Raw genomic sequence first — 17,791 nt, forward strand, 5'->3', positions numbered from 1 at the left:
TTTTTAGGAGGGCACAATTAATGAAAATACCCGAAATAAAAGCTAAGACAATCATTCAAAACAAAGCCGATAAAAATCATTTTTGGTTTGGTTTTGACTACAACATGAATCTCTACCAAGGATGTCATCACGGTTGTATTTATTGTGACAGTCGTAGTGATTGTTATCAAATCTCAAACTTTGATCAAATTAAAGTAAAACATAACGTACTCACCCTACTTTCTAAAGAACTTTGTTCTAAAAAAAGAAAAGGGGTGATTGCAATTGGAGCCATGTCTGATCCCTATAATCATTATGAACAACAATTAAAGATAACTCATCAAGCTTTAAAAATAATAAAGCAAACCAATTTTGGTGTAATGATAACGACTAAAAGTCATACGCTCATTAACGATCTTGAACTCATAAAACAAATTAATGATAAACAATCTGTCCTAATTTGTATGACCATTACTTGTGGTGATGATTCATTAGCAAAATTGATCGAACCAAATGTTTCAATTTCATCAAAACGATTTGAAACAATTAAACAATTACGCCAACACAATATTTATGCTGGGGTTTTAATGACACCGATTTTGCCATTTATTAACGATACCCCTGAAAATATTCGAGAAATCATCTATCGCGCACATTTAGCCAATGCCAGCTTTGTTTATCCTATGTTTGGTGTGACTTTACGAGATCATCAACGTGATTATTTCTATACGCAGCTAGATCATTTATTTCCCGGCTGTAAGGAACGCTATATAAAACAATTCGGTAATACTTATTTATGCAACAGCCCACGACTTTATGAATTAAAAAATATATTTATTGAAGAATGTCACAAATATAATATCATTTATAAGATGGAAGATATTATAAATGGTTATAAACAAACTGCATCATCGGAACAATTGAGTTTATTTTAAAAAATAGTCCAGAAGATCTTCTGGACTATTTAGCATGTTCATATGTATAATTCATTACCACTTAATAGATAATACTCATCTTTTTTTAGTATCAATGTTTTGATAGTCTAAACGTTTATACAAATTATCAATATATTGGTGTTTTAAAACCTCTTGAAAACTATATTTAAAATTCAAATCAAATACAAATACTAAATGTGGTAACCAAATATCTAAATCATTTTGCCGACAGCTGCTTAAAATCATTTCATGATTCAAAAATGACTGGTACACTGCTCTCACTAATCAATTGTTTTTCTATTTCTTCTTTTCCCTTATAATAAATTGTTTCTAGCGGGAGAGTAGATTAATTTCCAGCTTATCGATTTTGTTAGCATCACGGATAATCTTTGCATGCAGTAATTCATGAGTATCTAATCCCATTCAAATCACATATTTATTGTGCTTTTTGATTGCTTTATAAATAATTTGCTCATTATTATAAATATCACTAAATTTTTCAATCAACCTATCTTAAAATAATAAAGAGACATCGAAATCATATTCACTGACATAAGTATTAAATTCTTTATATGCATCCTCTATTTTTATCATTAACTTTCCTCAAAAAAGTGATCTTAATTATTAAGATCACTCTTTTCTTTTAAATATTCATTAGCATGGTTCATTATATTTAACATCTTCTTAAAAGTATCACTATTTTGATAATTAAGTCGTTTAACTAATTTTGTAATATAATCTTGTTGATAAACATAATTACAACTATACTGATAATTCAAATCAAATATCAAGGCCAAAAAGGATACCCAGCGATCCAAGTCAGTTTTACGAGTGGTACTAAGAATTGATTCACTATTCATAAATGTTTCATATATCGATTCAGTAATGATGTCATTTTCTAAAATCTCTTGTCCAGCATCCAAAAATGCTTCGAACGTTTCTAACAAACCTGTTTTAAAGATATCGATTTTGTCAGCATCACGAATTATTTTACAGTGGAGCATCTCATGTTCACTTAATCCCTCAGCAATTTTATATTTATTATGATTAAAAATAGCTTTGTAGATCAGTGGATAATCTTTTTGATCAATATCAAATTTACTAATTAAATTATCATCAAATAAAATTTGAACACCTAATAATGCATGATCAATTGTTTTACTATCAATAAAACAATTATAACGTTTTAATTGTTCAAATCTCCCAATATCATGTAATAATCCAATTAATGATGCTAAGTCTATTTCATCTTGATCTAACCCGAGACTCACTGCAACATTTTTTGAGGCCTCCATAACACGATAAGTATGTTCTATCTTTAAGGCAACTTTAGGATTATTTTTATCATAATTCGCTACATATTCATCAAACAATCTTTTAGCATTTTTTAAATCTATCATCTAACCACCTCCAGCTATCATTATATGCTCTTTAACAGCATTTCTCTACTATTTTCTAAATAGTAATTTCTATTTTTATATGGTTATGTTATATTAATAAACAAGGATGTGATTAGATGAAATTAAGATTAACTACTACTAATGATTTAACCGCTGTCATGACAATTATCAATCAAGCTAAAGTATATTTTAAAGAGCAAGGAATCAACCAATGGCAAGATGGTTATCCTGATGAATTAACTATTATTAATGATATTAGCCGCCATGAAGCTTATGTGCTTGAAGATAACGGAGAAATAGTCGCAACTGCGATGATCTCTAAAGAGCTTGAACCTAGTTATAATTATATAGAAGGGAAATGGCTTCAAGATAATGCATACATTGTAGTTCATCGCATCGCGATACGAAATGATCAAAAAGGTAAAGGCCTGGCAAAAATCATTATTGATGAAGGATTAAAACTTTATCCTAAAAAACCAAGTATCCGTATGGATACTCATGATGATAATCTTTCGATGCAGCGTTTCTTGATTAAATATGGATTTGAATATTGTGGCACTATTTATTTAGAAAATAAAGAAACTCGACGAGCATATGAAAAAATTCTTTAACCTGCATTACAAAGTGCAGGTTTTATTGTTCAATAAAATCAATCAATACTTGATTAAAACGTTCTCGTTCATCATAAAAAATCCCATGTCCACTATATTCAAACTTGCATAAAATCGAATCTTCTATACATTCATGCATGATTAAAGCAAACGAAAAAGGACAAATTTTATCAAGCACTCCATGCATGATTAAAGTAGTGACCTTAATCTCAAACAAATCTTGATACACATCTTCATCTCGTAAAGAAATTGCTGTTTGGATCGTTCCTATTCCTGATCCCTTTAAACAAATTGATGTAAACCAGTTCATAAATTCACTGCCATGATTTAATGCAAAAACATTTTGTCCGAAATCATGAACCATTTTAGGTCGATTAGTATAACACTGCTCAATCAGTTGATTTACCGCATCGATACTTTGTCCTTCGGGATTATGAATTGTACGAGTATATGAAGGCACTGCAGCACCAGCCAAAACTAGTTTACTTACTCGTTCTTTTCCAAATTTACTCATATAACGAACACAAATCGCCCCACCTATTGAAAATCCTACTAATGTCACATTATGGACATTTAAGGTTATTAAAACACTATGCAGATCTATCGCTAATTGGTCATAATCATAGCCCCTACCCATGACTTGTGACATTCCTAATCCACGAATATCATAACTAATGATGCGGTATCGACAATCGTTTAAAATATCTTTTTGATATTCATACATTTCTTGGCAAATTGGCCAGCCATGCACTAAAACTACTGTCTTTTGATGAGCTGGATTAATATCCTCTACCGCTAATTTGGCATTATCTGATGATTTTAGATAAAACACATAATCCCCCCTCATCATATTCTATGTAAGCTCAATAATATTATAACCTTATTTTAATTATTAATTTTTGTATACCAGCAGTCGATTAAGTTAATCAATATTTACTATGATTCGCTATCATTAATTTTGATAAATTATATTGTGATATTGGAGTGAGAATATTAATATATATCATCAGTGCAATTATTATCTATGGGTATAGTTGTTATTATTTTACCAGTACTATCGCTAATCTTTTAATTGCATTAATAGCCTTATGAGTATTTGGTATATTTAACATCGGATTAATTTTCTTAAGGAATGTTCGCATAAAAAATAATTATAGTGGTCTCTTGTAAGTTGAAACATTCCTTATTCTCAGCTTGTTTTTAAATGATTTTAATAGCTTGAGCGACTATAACCCCATTATTCTTTTTACTAACAGAAATATTACTATGACATATAATATTTCTGTTAGTAACTTGATAATTACAATAATTTTGACTATTATCTTAGTTATTTTCAATATTTATATCTTTAAGTGTAAAAATTATTTCATTTGTATTCATATCTTATTGTATTCAGCATATTTTTATATGAGGTGAAGAACATGGATACTAAAGTAAATAAGCCTTACCCCGAAATAAAAGTAACTGTGCCAAATGAAACTTATGGTTTAATGATCCTTGATAATGTCGGTGGGATGAATTCTGAAACATCTGCAATTTGTCAATATATTTATAACCATAGTATTGCTGGCGAAGATTTTTTAGAACTAAAAAAAACATTTTTAAATATTTCTATGGTCGAGATGCATCATTTAGACATCTTCATGACCCTTGCCTTAGAATTAGGTTTAGACCCCCGCTGGTGGAGCTGTCTAAATGATCAATGTACTTATTGGTCACCATCATATTTAAATTATCCTAATTCACTAGAGGAAGTACTAAAAACAGCAATAGACGCTGAATATCAGGCAATTGATAAGTATATGTATCAAGCTAGCGTCATCAAAGATCCCTATATTGTTGCGATTTTAAATCGAATCATTGAAGATGAAGAACTGCATATCAAGGTTTTAAAAGAATGGGAAACTAAATTAGTTAGATAATCTAACTAATTAGTTTTCCTTCTTTTAATAATTGCAATAATTGTAAATTTTGCGCCGCACTACCTACATAATTAGTAATTCCATTAAGTTTTGCTAAATGTTGTCGATTTTCAAAACTTGTATCAACATTAATTTGCTGAAGGGCTCCAACTAAACTATCTCCAACATAATTAGGATTTGACAAATAGCTTACCCTACCTTCAATTACCTGGTCATTGACCCAGCCTTGATCATTACCTATTAAATAAGGATTTCGAGTATTTTTTACAATTCGAGTTATCTTTCCAACATTACGATATGGCCGTAACGGATTAGAAGATTCACTAGTTAAAAAGACATAGCTAAATCTTACTGTATCACCTAATTTATATTGTTCCACTGCTGTATCAATATCAAAATTATTCTTACCTGCACGTTTAATAATAGCTGGAAAATCAGCATAACAATAATTCATATCAACAATTGTTGGTACCCCTTGAACCCATCCAGTCGAACTATATTGCCACATATCATACGGTTTATCATAATTTAACTCAGCAGCATAGTTAGCAACCCACCGTGTATAATTATCAAAAATCGGATCCGTTAATTTAGTGTTCCACCAGTATAGTGAAGCATACATCCCAACATAATATCCATTGGCTTCTAATTCATCAGCAAATGTTTTAGCGATATTTGCAATCACATCATTTGATTGCTTTCCAGTCGTATTATTATCTTCTAAATCATAATACACTGGATATGCCATCTTATAGTTTTTCACTAGACGTAAAACATGTTGTGCTTCCCCTCTAGCATCACTACTATTTTTAGCATATGAATATAAGTAAACACCAAACGGTATTCCTAATCGTGTACACTCGTCTGCATTTCTTTTAAACAAACGATCATCTTGATCTGTTCGATCTTGACCAAAACCACATCTAAGAATTGCAAAATCAACTCGATCTTGAACAATTTCCCAATCAATTACCCCCTGATATTGTGAGACATCAATTCCATGTGTCGTCATTCTTCCACCTCCATTAATAATATATGAGCAATTGTCAAAAATGTGTGACTTTCTAGACTTTTTTATCATTTTAATGCGAAACAATGAATATTATGTTATAATCACATTGGTATGGATTAAATACGCCATCTTTAAAACTGAATATAAAACTAAATAATATATATAAATTGGAGGTCGATGAAATGAAAAAAGTATTCGTCACTGCCTTAGGAGTCTGTACAATGCTTTCATTAGTAACTATTCCCACTCCTGTTCAGGCAACTGATTTTTCCGGGCAAGAAGATAAGTACATGAAATTATGCTCATCTTCAAATCTTTCAACTAATAACTTGAACACTTGTAAAGAATTCAATACATACTTGAAAAATAAAAATAAAGAATTGAAATCTCAAGTAAGTGATTCAAAAAGCAAAGTATCTGATACTCAAAATAGTTTGAATAGTATCTCAAGTGAAATTAGTGCATTAAATGATCAAATTGCTGAAAAACAAAAAGAAATTGAATATTTACAAACTTCAATTTCAAATTTAGAAGCAAGTATAGCTAAAAAAGAAGAAGAAGTAAAAGAACGTATGTATTCAATGCAATCATACAATAACAATAATTCATATATTGACTTTATCTTCGGGGCTTCTAGCTTCACTGATATGTTTGCCCGAATTGACAGCGTTAATGAAATAACATCATATGATGATGAATTAGTTGCACAACTAGCTGATGAAAAAGAACAAGTAGAAACACAAAAAGCTACGGTTGTTACTGCCAAAGCTAATATTGAAAGTCAAAAATCATCAAAGCAGGCACTACAACAAGAATATCAAGCTCTATTTGAAAAACAAAACGCTGATTTGATTGCGCAAGAAAAAGCAGCTGCTCAAGCGGCCGATTCAAGTCAAAAAATCACTGATAATATCGCTGCACTATTAGCTGCTACTGAAAAATCACAAGTTTCTGGCGGAAGCGTTGTTTCTGGTGATTCTGCAGTTGGAAACGCAATTGCACAAAAGGCTTTAACTCGCGTTGGTTATATGTATGTATGGGGTGGATGTCACAGCATGTCTGAAATCGCTAATCCAAACCACACTGCATTTGACTGCTCAGGTTTAGTCAACTGGGCTTATTATCAATCAGGTGTCAACATTGGTTCTAATAATACCAAATCGCTAGCTAGTAAAGGTGTATCTGTTTCTCGTAATAACATGCAGGCCGGAGATATCATCTTATTTAGCAGTAATGGAAGTACCAGCGGAATTCACCATGTCGGTATTTATATCGGTGGTGGTAACATGGTTCATGCTCCACAAACAGGTAAACCTGTTCAAGTAGCGGATCTTGGTTATTCATATTGGCAAAAAGAATGGTATGACGTTCGTAGATTGTATTAATACAATTAGATGAGCAAGCTTGCTCATCTTTTTTATCACATATATATGAAATTCATAAATTAATTTCATTATTTCCATAACAAATGTGATGTTTTTTAGAAAATTAGCTTTATATCCTTAGAAAAAATCTAAATTAGTATTTACTTATTAAGAAAAATATAGGATAATTACTATGTATCGAGGTGATTGTATGAAAATAAAAAAAGTTATATCTACAGCTTTAACGCTGACAATAGTAACAAGTGCATGTTATTATGCAGCCCCTGTGGCAGCCGATGAATTTGATGGTAATGAAAGTAAATATATGACATTATGCTCATCTTCGAATTTATCTAGTAGTAACAAATCAACTTGTGAAGCATTCAACAAGTATCTTAAAACTAAAAATTCTGAATTAACTAAAAAATTGGCCGAACAAAAAGAGGCTGCTAGTGACACTAAAACAACACTAGAAAGCGTTCAAAAACAATTAGATGAAGTTAATAAACAAATCAGCGATAAAGAAGCTGAAATTGAGTATTTAAATACAACTATTGCCAATCTTCAAGCAAGTATTGAAAAGAATACTCAATTATTAAAAGATCGTATGTATGCAATGCAATCTTATGCAAATGAAAATACATATATTAACTTTATTTTTGGTGCAAGCAACTTCACGGAAATGTTCTCAAGAATCGACGGTTATAACGAACTTACACAAAGTGATAAAGAGTTGATTGAAGAACTTAATAAACAAAGAAAAGAAGTTGAACAACAACAAACTATTTTAGAAGAAGCTAAAGCCACTTTAGTTATTCAGCAAGAAGAACAAAAAACATTAAAAACAAAATATACAGCTTTGTTAGAGGAACAAAACAAATCAATTGCATCTACTCAAAACACGATTTATGATTATGGTGAAATGACTGAAACCCTGGATGCTGCAATTAAAAAATTTAATGAAGAAGCATATGAAACTCCAACTCCTACACCACCGCCTCCAAAACCTGATAATGGTGGAAACAATAATAATTCCGGTGGTAACAACAACAATAATAACAATAGCGATTCTGGAAATAACAACAATGGCGGAAACAATAATAATGATTCTAGCACATCAGATAATCTTGGTGAAAAAATCTATGCTGCTGCTTATGCTAAATTAGGATCGCGTTATTGGTGGGGAGCTCAAGGTCCCACATACTTTGACTGTTCTGGTTTAGTATATTGGTCATTAAAACAAGCAGGTGTTAGTGGTGGTCGAGATACTGCTGCTGGTTACTCCAGAAAATGGTCAGCTGTAAGTTTTGCAAACTCTAAAACTGGTGATTTAGTATGTTTTGGTAGTCCAGCTTATCATATTGGAATCATTGTTGTAAACAGCGATGGTTCCAGATCAATGGTTCATGCCGGTGGTGGTGATTCATCAACACACGGTGATAATCCAAAAGCTTATGTTAAAGTATCTTCAATTGAACCAGGATCATATTACTATAGTAGAATAAGTACAATTAGACGTGTTAGTAAATAATAGATATTTTAAAGGACAAATTTTGTAGTTCACTACAATACTTGTCCTTTTTTATTTTAGGCGATAATTATCCAAATAATATATGATCGTTATGTTATATTTATATCCTATTTAAAATTTACTATGCTATAATTAAAGTTAGAAAACAAAGGAGGGAAATGAGCATGAAAGCAAAGATAATATCCCTCTTTCATTACTTATTAGTCTTTTTATTAATAATTTTTAATACCAGCTGTCAAGCTAAATCAATAAATATTGTTGATACAAATAATAATGATCAGATTGAACTAAATTTTTATGGATATAAAACGGAAGCAATTAATGTTGTTGCAATCGAAGAAATTTTACAAGCTTATATGGATAAAAATCCCAATATTACCATTACCTATGAAAGTGTGAAAGGAACTGAGTATTATGAGATACTAAAAAAACGTTTGGCCTCTAATAACTATGATGACATTTTTATGATCGATGAAGATAATTTACAGCAATTAACTAATTATAATTATTTTGAAGATTTATCAAAGCTAAAAACAATAAAAAACTTTAACACAAACTCATTGGAACAAATGGTGCAACCAGATAATACGATCCCCTATATTCCAACTTCTATTTCAGCATTTGGATTATATTGCAATCTTGATTTACTAGAAAAACATCATCAGTCAGTTCCTAAAAATAATCAAGAATTTATGGCTGTTTGTCAATATTTTATTGAGCAAGGAATTACTCCGATCATCGCTAATAATGATATTTCTCTAAAAACAATTGCTCTTGCTAAAGGTCTTTATCCCATCTATCAATCACCTGAAAAGGATAGAATAATCGCTTCACTAAATCAAGATCCTAGCATTCTTTGTAATTATCTTAAAGAAGGATATCAATATGTTAAACAGTTAATCGACAATAAATTCATTGATGCAGCCACAACTTTAAAAACAGAAAAAACTGCAGACGATCTAATACAGTTTGAAGAAAATAAAAATCCTTTTATGTTAACTGGTGCCTGGGCCTCTGTTCGAGTTGAAAAAAGTTCACCAGATTTAAATTTTAAAGTTTACCCTTATCCAATTTTAGACGATGGAGCAATTCTAGTTTCAAATATTGATACCCGTGTATGTATTAATGCTAAAGGTCCACATATTACTGAAGCAAAAAAATTTATTGAATATTTAAGTCAAGAAGATGTGATGTGGAAATTTGTAAATAGTCAGTCCTCTTTTAGTCCTCTGAAAGAACAACGTATTGCTGATGATCCTAAGATTCAAGAATTAAGCCCTTATTTAACCTCAGAGAAAACAATTCTAGGCAGTGATTCAAATATAAATCTTCCCCTTTGGTCACTTACCCATGACGGAATCACCCAATTATTAACAGGAAACAGTATTGATAGTGCATTAGAAATAATCAAAAATTATGAACAGTGAGGATGATTCCAATGAAAAATAAAAAAATATCGTTAATGATTGTCAGGGGAATTAGTGCTGTGATTTTTGTTGTTTTTTCCATGTTCATTTATGTTAATTATGTTCAAGATTCTCTTTGGGATAAGTCAATCAATGATATTTTAGAAACAACCTCTCAGGAGGAAAAAGCCTTTAATGTCTATATGACTAAAGAAATGACTAACTCCCAAAACATCCTTACTAATATTGCCTATCTACAAACTAAGATTCCGCAGTATCTCCAGCATCTATCTAATCGTGAAGAAGCTAAATATTTATATATCGACTATACCAATGACTGCTACTATGATGAAAATGGTAATTATCCGTTAGGTGATGAACAGTTGTTTCAGCAAATAAAAGCTGATAATAATTCACAAGGATTTTTAGAGCCCTATCTTAATTCAAAAACAGGTATTAAGACTTTTGCAACTTATGTAAAAACAAGCGATAGTCAAAGTGTCATTGTCAAAGAAACTCAATTAAGTTTTATTATTGAAAACTTCTCACTTTCGTTTTATAACGATTTAGGTTTTTCATATATTGTTAAAGATAATGGTGAAATTTTAATTCGTTCCAAACATCGTAACTCAAATCGTACTTTTAAAAACTTATTTGATTTAATCGATCTGTCTGGTAATGATGCAAAAACCATTGAATCATTTAAAGCATCTTTATCTAAAAGAGATAAAGGTGTTGCCTTATTTAATTATCAAGATAGTTCCAATGTATTTTGCTATGTTCCATTACAACAAAACAATCACTGGTTTATTATTTCAATTATTCCTAATAGTGTAATCATGAAGCAGGCCAATAACATTATTATTTCCTCCATAATTTTATGTAGTGGTATTGCTGGTGCAATCAGCTGTGTTGTTTTGCTATATATCCGTGATAGCCGTAAACACAAAAGAATGTTAGAGAACTTAGCTTTTTATGATCATTTGACCATGCTCTATAATTATCAAAAGTTTAAAACAGAGGGGGAAAAATTATTTTTGGAACGTAATCATACTCTTCTTGCAGTTCTGTATTTAGATATTAATGACTTTAAAATAATTAATGAATTATATGGTTATAAATATGGTGATAAGATCTTAACGCAGCTGGCAAATATTTTAAAAAAATTGGTCATAGCCCCAGGACTTACGTGCCGAGTAAATGCCGATAATTTTTTAATCATGCAGTCATATCATGATAAAACCGAACTGGAAAACTTATGCCAAGAAATCAATCAAAAATTTTGTAATCTTTTAGAATCACTTGATAATAAAAATAATACTATAGTTAAAATTGGTATATGCTGCTATGAAGATGATCAAACAATCTCAGGTATTGATGGTCTAATTGACTGTAGTCACCTCGCTTTAAATGCATATATACCTGGCCAAACCAATAACTATTACTTCTATAATTCTAAAATGCATGATCAAATGATTAGAAAAGTAGAGATTGAAAATAACATGGAGTCCGCTTTACTGAATAACGAATTTACATTCTATCTACAACCAAAGTATGCGCCAAATGGACAAGTCATGTTAGGAGCTGAAGCTCTAGTTCGTTGGCTTGAGCCATCAGGAAATCTCATTATGCCTGGTGAATTCATTCCAATCTTTGAACAAAATGGCTTTATTCTTAAAATGGATGAATATATATTTGAAAGTGTTTGTAAGTTTCTCTATCAACGAATTATCGAAAACCTGCCAAATGTTCCTATATCGATTAATATTTCTAGATTACATCTTTATCAAGATGACTTTATTGAACGCTACAGTAAAATAAAAAATAAATATAGTTTACCTGATAAATTAGTTGAATTAGAAATAACCGAAAACATTTTACTTGATAATATTGAAAGAATTAGAAACATTATCATTGAACTACAAAATAATGGCTTTACTTGTTCAATCGACGATTTTGGTTCAGGTTACTCATCATTAAATTCTTTAAAAGACTTACCATTTGAAGTCATAAAATTAGACCGGCTTTTCTTAATCAACAGTTATGATATTCAAAGAAGTCAAGAAATCATCAAAGCTATTGTTGAAATGGCTAAAACTATTAATATTAAAACAGTTGCTGAAGGTGTCGAAACCCCAAGCCAATTGGAATTTTTAAAAATGATTGATTGTGATATGATCCAAGGATATATCTTTTCTAAGCCACGACCAATCAAAGAATTTGAACAACTGCTTATAAATCAAGAAAAATAACTTTTTAATTAGATTCCTATTTTTAGAGTTGCAGACTCGAAAGTAGGAATTTTTTAACATTTTCTTAGATATGCACCCAAAAACAGCGTATTATCTTTATTTATTGAGTTAGCAATATCTCGCTAAATATCATATAACAATTATTCTTTCCATAGAAACATTTTTTCAAAAAACGATCAATAATACTCTTTATCTAATAATATTCTAAAATTTGATAGTACAAAGAAAACTTGTTTTCAAAATTATTATCCCTTCATTATAATTATAAAAGGTTTACTACATCATAATATCATCAAATCAATCTAATAAAATATTCGTTATTCATATCAATACCATCTTTTTCATCAAACTGTATACTTTTCTATAACTATAACGTCAATAATTTTTAATATTTATATTAAATAGTCTTTAAAATTAGCAGCTTTTAAAGACCAGATATTTTTTATTTTAATTGAAAACGATAACATTGATATTAGAGATTTAATAATTTTTATTTTAGTGCTATAATCTACAAGAAAAGAGGGATAGTGTGAAGTATGTACATCAATTTTTAATTATTATGACAATCTCATTTATTGGGGAATTGTTGGGATTGTTATTGCCATTGCCAATACCGGCAAGCGTTTATGGTTTAGCAATAATGCTAATTTGTTTATTTACTAGAGTAATTAAATTAAATCAAATCGAGGAAGTAGCTGATTGGCTGATCTTAATCATGCCCGTTTTATTTGTTCCTTCTGCTGTTAGTCTAATCAACGTTGGTAATGCTATTATTAAAGATCTCCTAGTTATTGGAATTGTCACTTTAATTAGTACCATCGTTGTTATGATCGTTACAGGAAAAGTTGCACAAGTAATCATTGAACGAAAGGAGGATAATGATAATGGATAGTTTTTTGCTTGAAACAGTATATTTTGGGATTGTTATCAGTCTATTATCATATTGGATTGCAGTTCAAATAAGAAAATTATTGCCCTACCCAATTTTTAATCCTTTATTGATCAGTGCTGTTATTTCAATTGGTATATTAATCATTTTTGATATTGATTTTGATACATATAATAAGGGAGCTCAATTCATTACTTTTTTATTGACCCCAGCTACTGTTTGTTTGGCGGTACCACTTTATAAACAAGTGCAAATATTAATTAAACATTTAGATGCTATTTTAATCAGTTTATTTAGTGGTTGTCTTGCCGGAATTGTTTCCATTTTTATAATGTGTTTAATTATGAAAGCCGATCCTGTAATTTATTATTCACTTTTACCAAAATCAATTACAACAGCAATCGCAATTGGTGTTTCTGATAAACTAGGCGGTAATTCAACCATTACAGTTGGAATTGTTATTATTACTGGTATCCTTGGTGCTATCATTGCTAAAAGTATTTGTAAATTATTTAAAATTAAGCATCCTGTTGCAATCGGTTTAGCCCTTGGTAATAGTGCCCATGCGATTGGAACATCAAAAGCTTTAGAATTTGGAGAAATTGAAGGAGCTATGAGTAGTTTATCAATTGTTATTGCTGGATTATTAACTGTAATCATTGCACCATTAATGGCAAATTTATTATAAAAAATAACCCTTTATTCAAATAAAATGATATGTACTGGATAATCCATATCAAAACGAGTAAAGGGATTTCTTTTTATTATATCTGACTATATGTCTCTGGACTTTCTAAGCGCTCAACCAAACGCTGTAATGATTGCTCAAACCGATCAGTAAATGGTTCATCAAAATAAAGATAACCATTTTCATAGTCCTCATCTACAGCTGTTTCAACAACTACAGTAAGACTTTGATAAACGCTACTAAGATTTTCTTTTATATATTTTAATTCCTGATGATTGTATTCTTCAATAAAAATATAATGATCACAAACCTCTAATGCATATTTAAGTTCATCATTAAAATTATCTTTAATAATTTCATGATTAAGAATTCCAACTTGAAACCCACGAATCTCTAATTCTAAAGCAAATTCATTTATCCACATTATGTTACTTGTATTAGTTAATAAAGTAATATTTTTTTCTTTATTTTTTAAAGTTAGATTTTTTAAATCAAAAAAAACTTGAAGTAAATGCCGAACCAAATTACATTCAGTAATTATACTTGTATGTTCAGCTGTATATTTCTTTATTTTAGGGTGTGCACGTAAATCAATTGCTTTTAAGGCTTGGGAAAGTTCAAAATATCGATCGACTAAGTCCTGTTTTGTAATATTGTTAGTAATGCTATTGACGCTAAAAAAATGATAATTAGTATATGGTAAAATATCAGTATCATAACCAAAAGCCACTTTTGCTTTAACCCCTTTTTCATCCCAGCCAATAAACCTTCCAATTCGTCTTGCTGCTTGTCCTGAGACGATTTTAACATATCCAAATTTAGCCATAATTAATACTCCTCTTTCTTTATAATTTCTTAGCAGCATTAAATATTCATTTTAATAACTATTTTCAATGCCCCTTATTCGCTTATATAAAAATTCATTTGTTGGTACTTTTAGTTTATGCTTTGATGCCAAAGAAATTACTGTTCCAGCAAACATTTCAACTTTACTGTAACGACGTACTTTTGCATCTTGAGCCATTGATGGTAAACCCAGAGGATCCAAAGTCCTAATTATCTCAATATAATGCTTCAAATCCGTTTCAGTTAGATCAACTCCCTCGTAATGTGACAACTCAATAATTTCCTTCATTGCTGCAATCAAGGTATCATTTGCTTCCCCCGGCATTAAAGCACCACTATAATTGGTATTATATGCCATACAAGTCTGATTTATCCCAACATTCAACATGAATTTAGCCCACATACTATGTAAAATATCGCCTTTAACTTCATAATTAATTTTTGCTTGATCGAAGAAGCTAGTAAGCTTATCCAACTTATCTTTTTGCTTGAAATCAGTGATTCCCAATAAGAGCTGTCCTTCTTTAGTGTACTTTAGAGATGTTCCAAACTTCATTGCATCCATTCCCTGAGCAACCGCATAAATTACTTTTTCTCTCCCATAGTATTCACTAATAACCTTTTCACTGTCAATCCCATTTAAAACAGAAATTATTATTGTATTTTTATCAACACATTTCTTAATTTCCTTTATTGCTTCCTCTAAAGCAGTCCCTTTTACTGCTATGATTATTAAATCAAATGGAACGGCATTAAAATACTCAACTAAATTAAATAAAACTTTCTCACCATTTATTGTAAATACAGTTTCCTGATATGCTTTTTTCCTTTTTTCATCAACTATAAATGTCACTGCTTCTCTAGTAATGTTTTTTGCAATAAAATCTCCATATAACATTCCTAAAGCACCCATCCCAATAATTCCAACTCGTTTGATCACAATAATATCCTCCATAAGAAAAAAGCTGATCAATGACCAGCTTTTGCATCAAGTTTCAATTAATTATTTAGATAATTCAGCGAAATATTTGATTGTTCTAACCATGTTAGAAGTATATGAATTTTCATTATCATACCAAGCAACTGTTTGAACTTCAGTAGTTCCGTTGTCCATTGGTTTAACCATAGTTTGAGTTGCATCAAATAATGAACCATAGTTAATTCCAATAATATCAGAAGAAACTAATTGTTCTTCAGTATATCCAAATGATGGAGTAGCTGCTGCTTTCATAGCTGCATTTACTTCTTCAACTGTAACTTCACCTTCAACAACTGAAGTTAAGATTGTAGTTGATCCAGTAGGAACAGGTACACGTTGAGCAGAACCAATTAATTTTCCGTTTAATTCAGGGATAACTAATCCGATAGCTTTTGCTGCACCAGTTGAGTTAGGTACGATATTTACTGCAGCTGCACGAGCTCTTCTTAAGTCACCTTTTCTATGAGGTCCGTCTAATACCATTTGGTCACCTGTGTAAGCATGTACTGTTAACATGATACCAGATTTAATTTTAGCTAAGTTATTTAAAGCGTTAGCCATTGGTGCTAAACAGTTAGTTGTACAAGATGCTGCAGAGATGATTGTATCATCAGCAGTTAAGATATTTTCGTTTACTCCGAATACAACTGTTGGTAAGTCATTTCCTGCTGGTGCAGAGATAACAACTTTTTTAGCTCCTGCATCAATATGAGCTTGAGATTTAGCTTTAGATACATAGAAACCAGTACATTCTAATACTACATCTACACCGATTTCACCCCAAGGTAATTTAGAAGCATCTGCTTCACTATAGATTTTAATTTCTTTTCCATCAACAGTGATTGAATTTTCACCAGCTTCAACTTTATCAGCTAATGCATATCTACCTTGTGCTGAATCATATTTTAATAAATGTGCTAACATTTTAGGATCAGTTAAATCGTTGATTGCTACAACTTCATATCCTTCAGCACCAAACATTTGTCTGAATGCAAGACGTCCGATACGTCCAAATCCGTTAATTGCTACTTTTACTGCCATTCTTTATATTCCTCCTTGAATGTTCTTTATGCTCATATTATATTCCAGAAAGGCAAGAAAAGCAACTAATGTAACGGGTTTCATTGAAAAAAATTAAATATTTCACAAAAGATTCATAAATTTAACTTTAATGGAACAAAATCTAACATTATTCTTTTATAATATAAATTTAGTGACTTTTATAAGCCTAGTTTTACCGCAATCTTTCTTGCCTTTTATAGGCTTAAATGAATAATTATTATTTTAATTACTATACTTAAATGTGGAGGTAAGATAATGCATTTAGTTCCTACAGTAATTGAAAAAACAAACCAACGTGAATATGCTTATGATATATATTCACGACTATTAGAAGACCGGATCATCTTATTAACCGGTACTATTGATGATAAGATGTCCAGCAGTATTGTTGGTCAGCTTCTCTATTTAGAATCATTAGATAACAATGCTGATATTTTTATGTATATTAATTCCCCAGGTGGCAGTATCAATGCGGGAATGGCAATCTATGATACAATGAACTTTATCAAATGTGACGTTTCAACAATCGTAATTGGGATGGCTGCTAGTATGGCTGCCTTTTTACTCAGTGCCGGAGCTAAAGGTAAGCGTTGTAGTTTACCTAATAGTGAAATTATGATTCATCAGCCATTAGGAGCTTTTGAAGGACAAGCGAGTGATATTGAAATTAGTGCCAAACGAATCTTAAAACAAAAGGAAAAATTAAATTTAATTCTTAGTAAAAATACAAATCAGCCCATAGATAAAATTGTTATCGATACTGATCGTGATCACTTTTTAGAACCTGATGAAGCGCTTGAATACGGCTTAATTGATGAAGTTATTTAAAACGACCAACTTATGAAGTGAACCCCAAAAAATGATGTGTACCCAGTTTTCTGGACACGTTTAAATTTAGTTTTAAAAAAATTATGC

17 protein-coding genes are annotated in these 17,791 nt (G+C 30.7%); 10 read left to right on the forward strand and 7 right to left on the reverse strand.

The window, feature by feature from the left end:
* The first annotated feature begins 20 nt into the window (after positions 1–20).
* Entirely contained in the window at positions 21–914 is an 894-nt protein-coding gene (locus KTF99_RS10985; RefSeq protein ID WP_003539000.1) for an SPL family radical SAM protein, read from the forward strand.
* A 75-nt stretch (positions 915–989) separates the two neighbouring features.
* On the opposite strand, the gene KTF99_RS10990 is transcribed toward KTF99_RS10985, so the two are convergent.
* Positions 990–1,172 (reverse strand): hypothetical protein, encoded by a 183-nt coding sequence (locus KTF99_RS10990; RefSeq protein ID WP_147333902.1) that lies wholly within the window; start codon positions 1,170–1,172, stop codon positions 990–992.
* Between the two features lie 359 nt (positions 1,173–1,531).
* Positions 1,532–2,314: an HD domain-containing protein gene (locus tag KTF99_RS10995; protein ID WP_029481785.1), complete on the reverse strand. Its 783-nt coding sequence runs from the start codon at positions 2,312–2,314 to the stop codon at positions 1,532–1,534.
* A 116-nt stretch (positions 2,315–2,430) separates the two neighbouring features.
* Here KTF99_RS10995 and KTF99_RS11000 point away from each other — a divergent pair, with 116 nt between their 5' ends.
* A complete protein-coding gene (locus KTF99_RS11000; protein ID WP_003539007.1) occupies positions 2,431–2,925 on the forward strand; it encodes a GNAT family N-acetyltransferase in 495 nt (164 codons plus the stop codon).
* Positions 2,926–2,947: 22 nt separating this feature from the next.
* On the opposite strand, the gene KTF99_RS11005 is transcribed toward KTF99_RS11000, so the two are convergent.
* On the reverse strand, positions 2,948–3,757 hold the full coding sequence (locus tag KTF99_RS11005; RefSeq protein ID WP_022007885.1) for an alpha/beta fold hydrolase: 810 nt from the start codon (positions 3,755–3,757) through the stop codon (positions 2,948–2,950).
* A gap of 589 nt (positions 3,758–4,346) precedes the next feature.
* Between KTF99_RS11005 and KTF99_RS11010 the strand changes: the two genes are divergently transcribed.
* Positions 4,347–4,847, forward strand: a complete 501-nt coding sequence (locus KTF99_RS11010; protein ID WP_020994597.1) for a ferritin-like domain-containing protein — start codon at positions 4,347–4,349, stop codon at positions 4,845–4,847.
* Position 4,848: 1 nt separating this feature from the next.
* Here KTF99_RS11010 and KTF99_RS11015 read toward each other — a convergent pair whose 3' ends face one another.
* Positions 4,849–5,859: a glycoside hydrolase family 25 protein gene (locus tag KTF99_RS11015; protein ID WP_008792261.1), complete on the reverse strand. Its 1,011-nt coding sequence runs from the start codon at positions 5,857–5,859 to the stop codon at positions 4,849–4,851.
* Between the two features lie 182 nt (positions 5,860–6,041).
* Here KTF99_RS11015 and KTF99_RS11020 point away from each other — a divergent pair, with 182 nt between their 5' ends.
* The 6 genes from KTF99_RS11020 to KTF99_RS11045 all read left to right on the forward strand — a co-directional run bounded on the left by KTF99_RS11020 (position 6,042) and on the right by KTF99_RS11045 (position 13,989).
* Positions 6,042–7,244 (forward strand): C40 family peptidase, encoded by a 1,203-nt coding sequence (locus KTF99_RS11020; protein WP_008792262.1) that lies wholly within the window; start codon positions 6,042–6,044, stop codon positions 7,242–7,244.
* 190 nt (positions 7,245–7,434) lie between these two features.
* On the forward strand, positions 7,435–8,754 hold the full coding sequence (locus KTF99_RS11025; RefSeq protein WP_254210142.1) for a coiled-coil domain-containing protein: 1,320 nt from the start codon (positions 7,435–7,437) through the stop codon (positions 8,752–8,754).
* A gap of 164 nt (positions 8,755–8,918) precedes the next feature.
* A complete protein-coding gene (locus KTF99_RS11030; RefSeq protein ID WP_029481786.1) occupies positions 8,919–10,181 on the forward strand; it encodes an ABC transporter substrate-binding protein in 1,263 nt (420 codons plus the stop codon).
* Between the two features lie 11 nt (positions 10,182–10,192).
* Entirely contained in the window at positions 10,193–12,412 is a 2,220-nt protein-coding gene (locus tag KTF99_RS11035; protein WP_029481789.1) for a bifunctional diguanylate cyclase/phosphodiesterase, read from the forward strand.
* A 529-nt stretch (positions 12,413–12,941) separates the two neighbouring features.
* A complete protein-coding gene (locus KTF99_RS11040) occupies positions 12,942–13,304 on the forward strand; it encodes a CidA/LrgA family protein (protein WP_008792264.1) in 363 nt (120 codons plus the stop codon).
* Complete coding sequence (locus KTF99_RS11045) at positions 13,297–13,989, forward strand: LrgB family protein (protein ID WP_008792265.1); 693 nt, start codon at positions 13,297–13,299, stop codon at positions 13,987–13,989. Before KTF99_RS11040 ends, KTF99_RS11045 begins: the two co-directional genes overlap by 8 nt.
* A gap of 76 nt (positions 13,990–14,065) precedes the next feature.
* Here KTF99_RS11045 and KTF99_RS11050 read toward each other — a convergent pair whose 3' ends face one another.
* The 3 genes from KTF99_RS11050 to gap form a co-directional block, all read right to left on the reverse strand.
* On the reverse strand, positions 14,066–14,815 hold the full coding sequence (locus tag KTF99_RS11050; protein WP_008792266.1) for a hypothetical protein: 750 nt from the start codon (positions 14,813–14,815) through the stop codon (positions 14,066–14,068).
* 51 nt (positions 14,816–14,866) lie between these two features.
* Positions 14,867–15,775 (reverse strand): ketopantoate reductase family protein, encoded by a 909-nt coding sequence (locus KTF99_RS11055; RefSeq protein ID WP_336244699.1) that lies wholly within the window; start codon positions 15,773–15,775, stop codon positions 14,867–14,869.
* A gap of 63 nt (positions 15,776–15,838) precedes the next feature.
* Positions 15,839–16,855: a type I glyceraldehyde-3-phosphate dehydrogenase gene (gene gap / locus KTF99_RS11060; RefSeq protein ID WP_003539036.1), complete on the reverse strand. Its 1,017-nt coding sequence runs from the start codon at positions 16,853–16,855 to the stop codon at positions 15,839–15,841.
* Between the two features lie 276 nt (positions 16,856–17,131).
* Here gap and KTF99_RS11065 point away from each other — a divergent pair, with 276 nt between their 5' ends.
* A complete protein-coding gene (locus KTF99_RS11065) occupies positions 17,132–17,704 on the forward strand; it encodes an ATP-dependent Clp protease proteolytic subunit (RefSeq protein ID WP_003539038.1) in 573 nt (190 codons plus the stop codon).
* The last annotated feature ends 87 nt before the right edge of the window (positions 17,705–17,791 follow it).

It is taken from the genome of Erysipelatoclostridium sp. MSK.7.34, assembly GCF_019041935.1.
In the GTDB taxonomy this organism is placed as follows: Bacteria; Bacillota_I; Bacilli_A; order Erysipelotrichales; family Coprobacillaceae; genus Thomasclavelia; species Thomasclavelia ramosa.

What these genes read in the sequence shown, in the direction of transcription:
- KTF99_RS11010 (WP_020994597.1), top strand. Translation starts at nt 4,347, where the DNA reads ATGGATACTAAAGTAAATAAGCCTTACCCCGAAATAAAAGTAACTGTG.
- gap (WP_003539036.1), bottom strand. Translation starts at nt 16,855, where the DNA reads ATGGCAGTAAAAGTAGCAATTAACGGATTTGGACGTATCGGACGTCTT.
- KTF99_RS10995 (WP_029481785.1), bottom strand. Translation starts at nt 2,314, where the DNA reads ATGATAGATTTAAAAAATGCTAAAAGATTGTTTGATGAATATGTAGCG.
- KTF99_RS11020 (WP_008792262.1), top strand. Translation starts at nt 6,042, where the DNA reads ATGAAAAAAGTATTCGTCACTGCCTTAGGAGTCTGTACAATGCTTTCA.
- KTF99_RS11045 (WP_008792265.1), top strand. Translation starts at nt 13,297, where the DNA reads ATGGATAGTTTTTTGCTTGAAACAGTATATTTTGGGATTGTTATCAGT.
- KTF99_RS11015 (WP_008792261.1), bottom strand. Translation starts at nt 5,859, where the DNA reads ATGACGACACATGGAATTGATGTCTCACAATATCAGGGGGTAATTGAT.
- KTF99_RS11030 (WP_029481786.1), top strand. Translation starts at nt 8,919, where the DNA reads ATGAAAGCAAAGATAATATCCCTCTTTCATTACTTATTAGTCTTTTTA.
- KTF99_RS11000 (WP_003539007.1), top strand. Translation starts at nt 2,431, where the DNA reads ATGAAATTAAGATTAACTACTACTAATGATTTAACCGCTGTCATGACA.
- KTF99_RS11025 (WP_254210142.1), top strand. Translation starts at nt 7,435, where the DNA reads ATGAAAATAAAAAAAGTTATATCTACAGCTTTAACGCTGACAATAGTA.
- KTF99_RS10985 (WP_003539000.1), top strand. Translation starts at nt 21, where the DNA reads ATGAAAATACCCGAAATAAAAGCTAAGACAATCATTCAAAACAAAGCC.
- KTF99_RS11065 (WP_003539038.1), top strand. Translation starts at nt 17,132, where the DNA reads ATGCATTTAGTTCCTACAGTAATTGAAAAAACAAACCAACGTGAATAT.
- KTF99_RS11035 (WP_029481789.1), top strand. Translation starts at nt 10,193, where the DNA reads ATGAAAAATAAAAAAATATCGTTAATGATTGTCAGGGGAATTAGTGCT.
- KTF99_RS11050 (WP_008792266.1), bottom strand. Translation starts at nt 14,815, where the DNA reads ATGGCTAAATTTGGATATGTTAAAATCGTCTCAGGACAAGCAGCAAGA.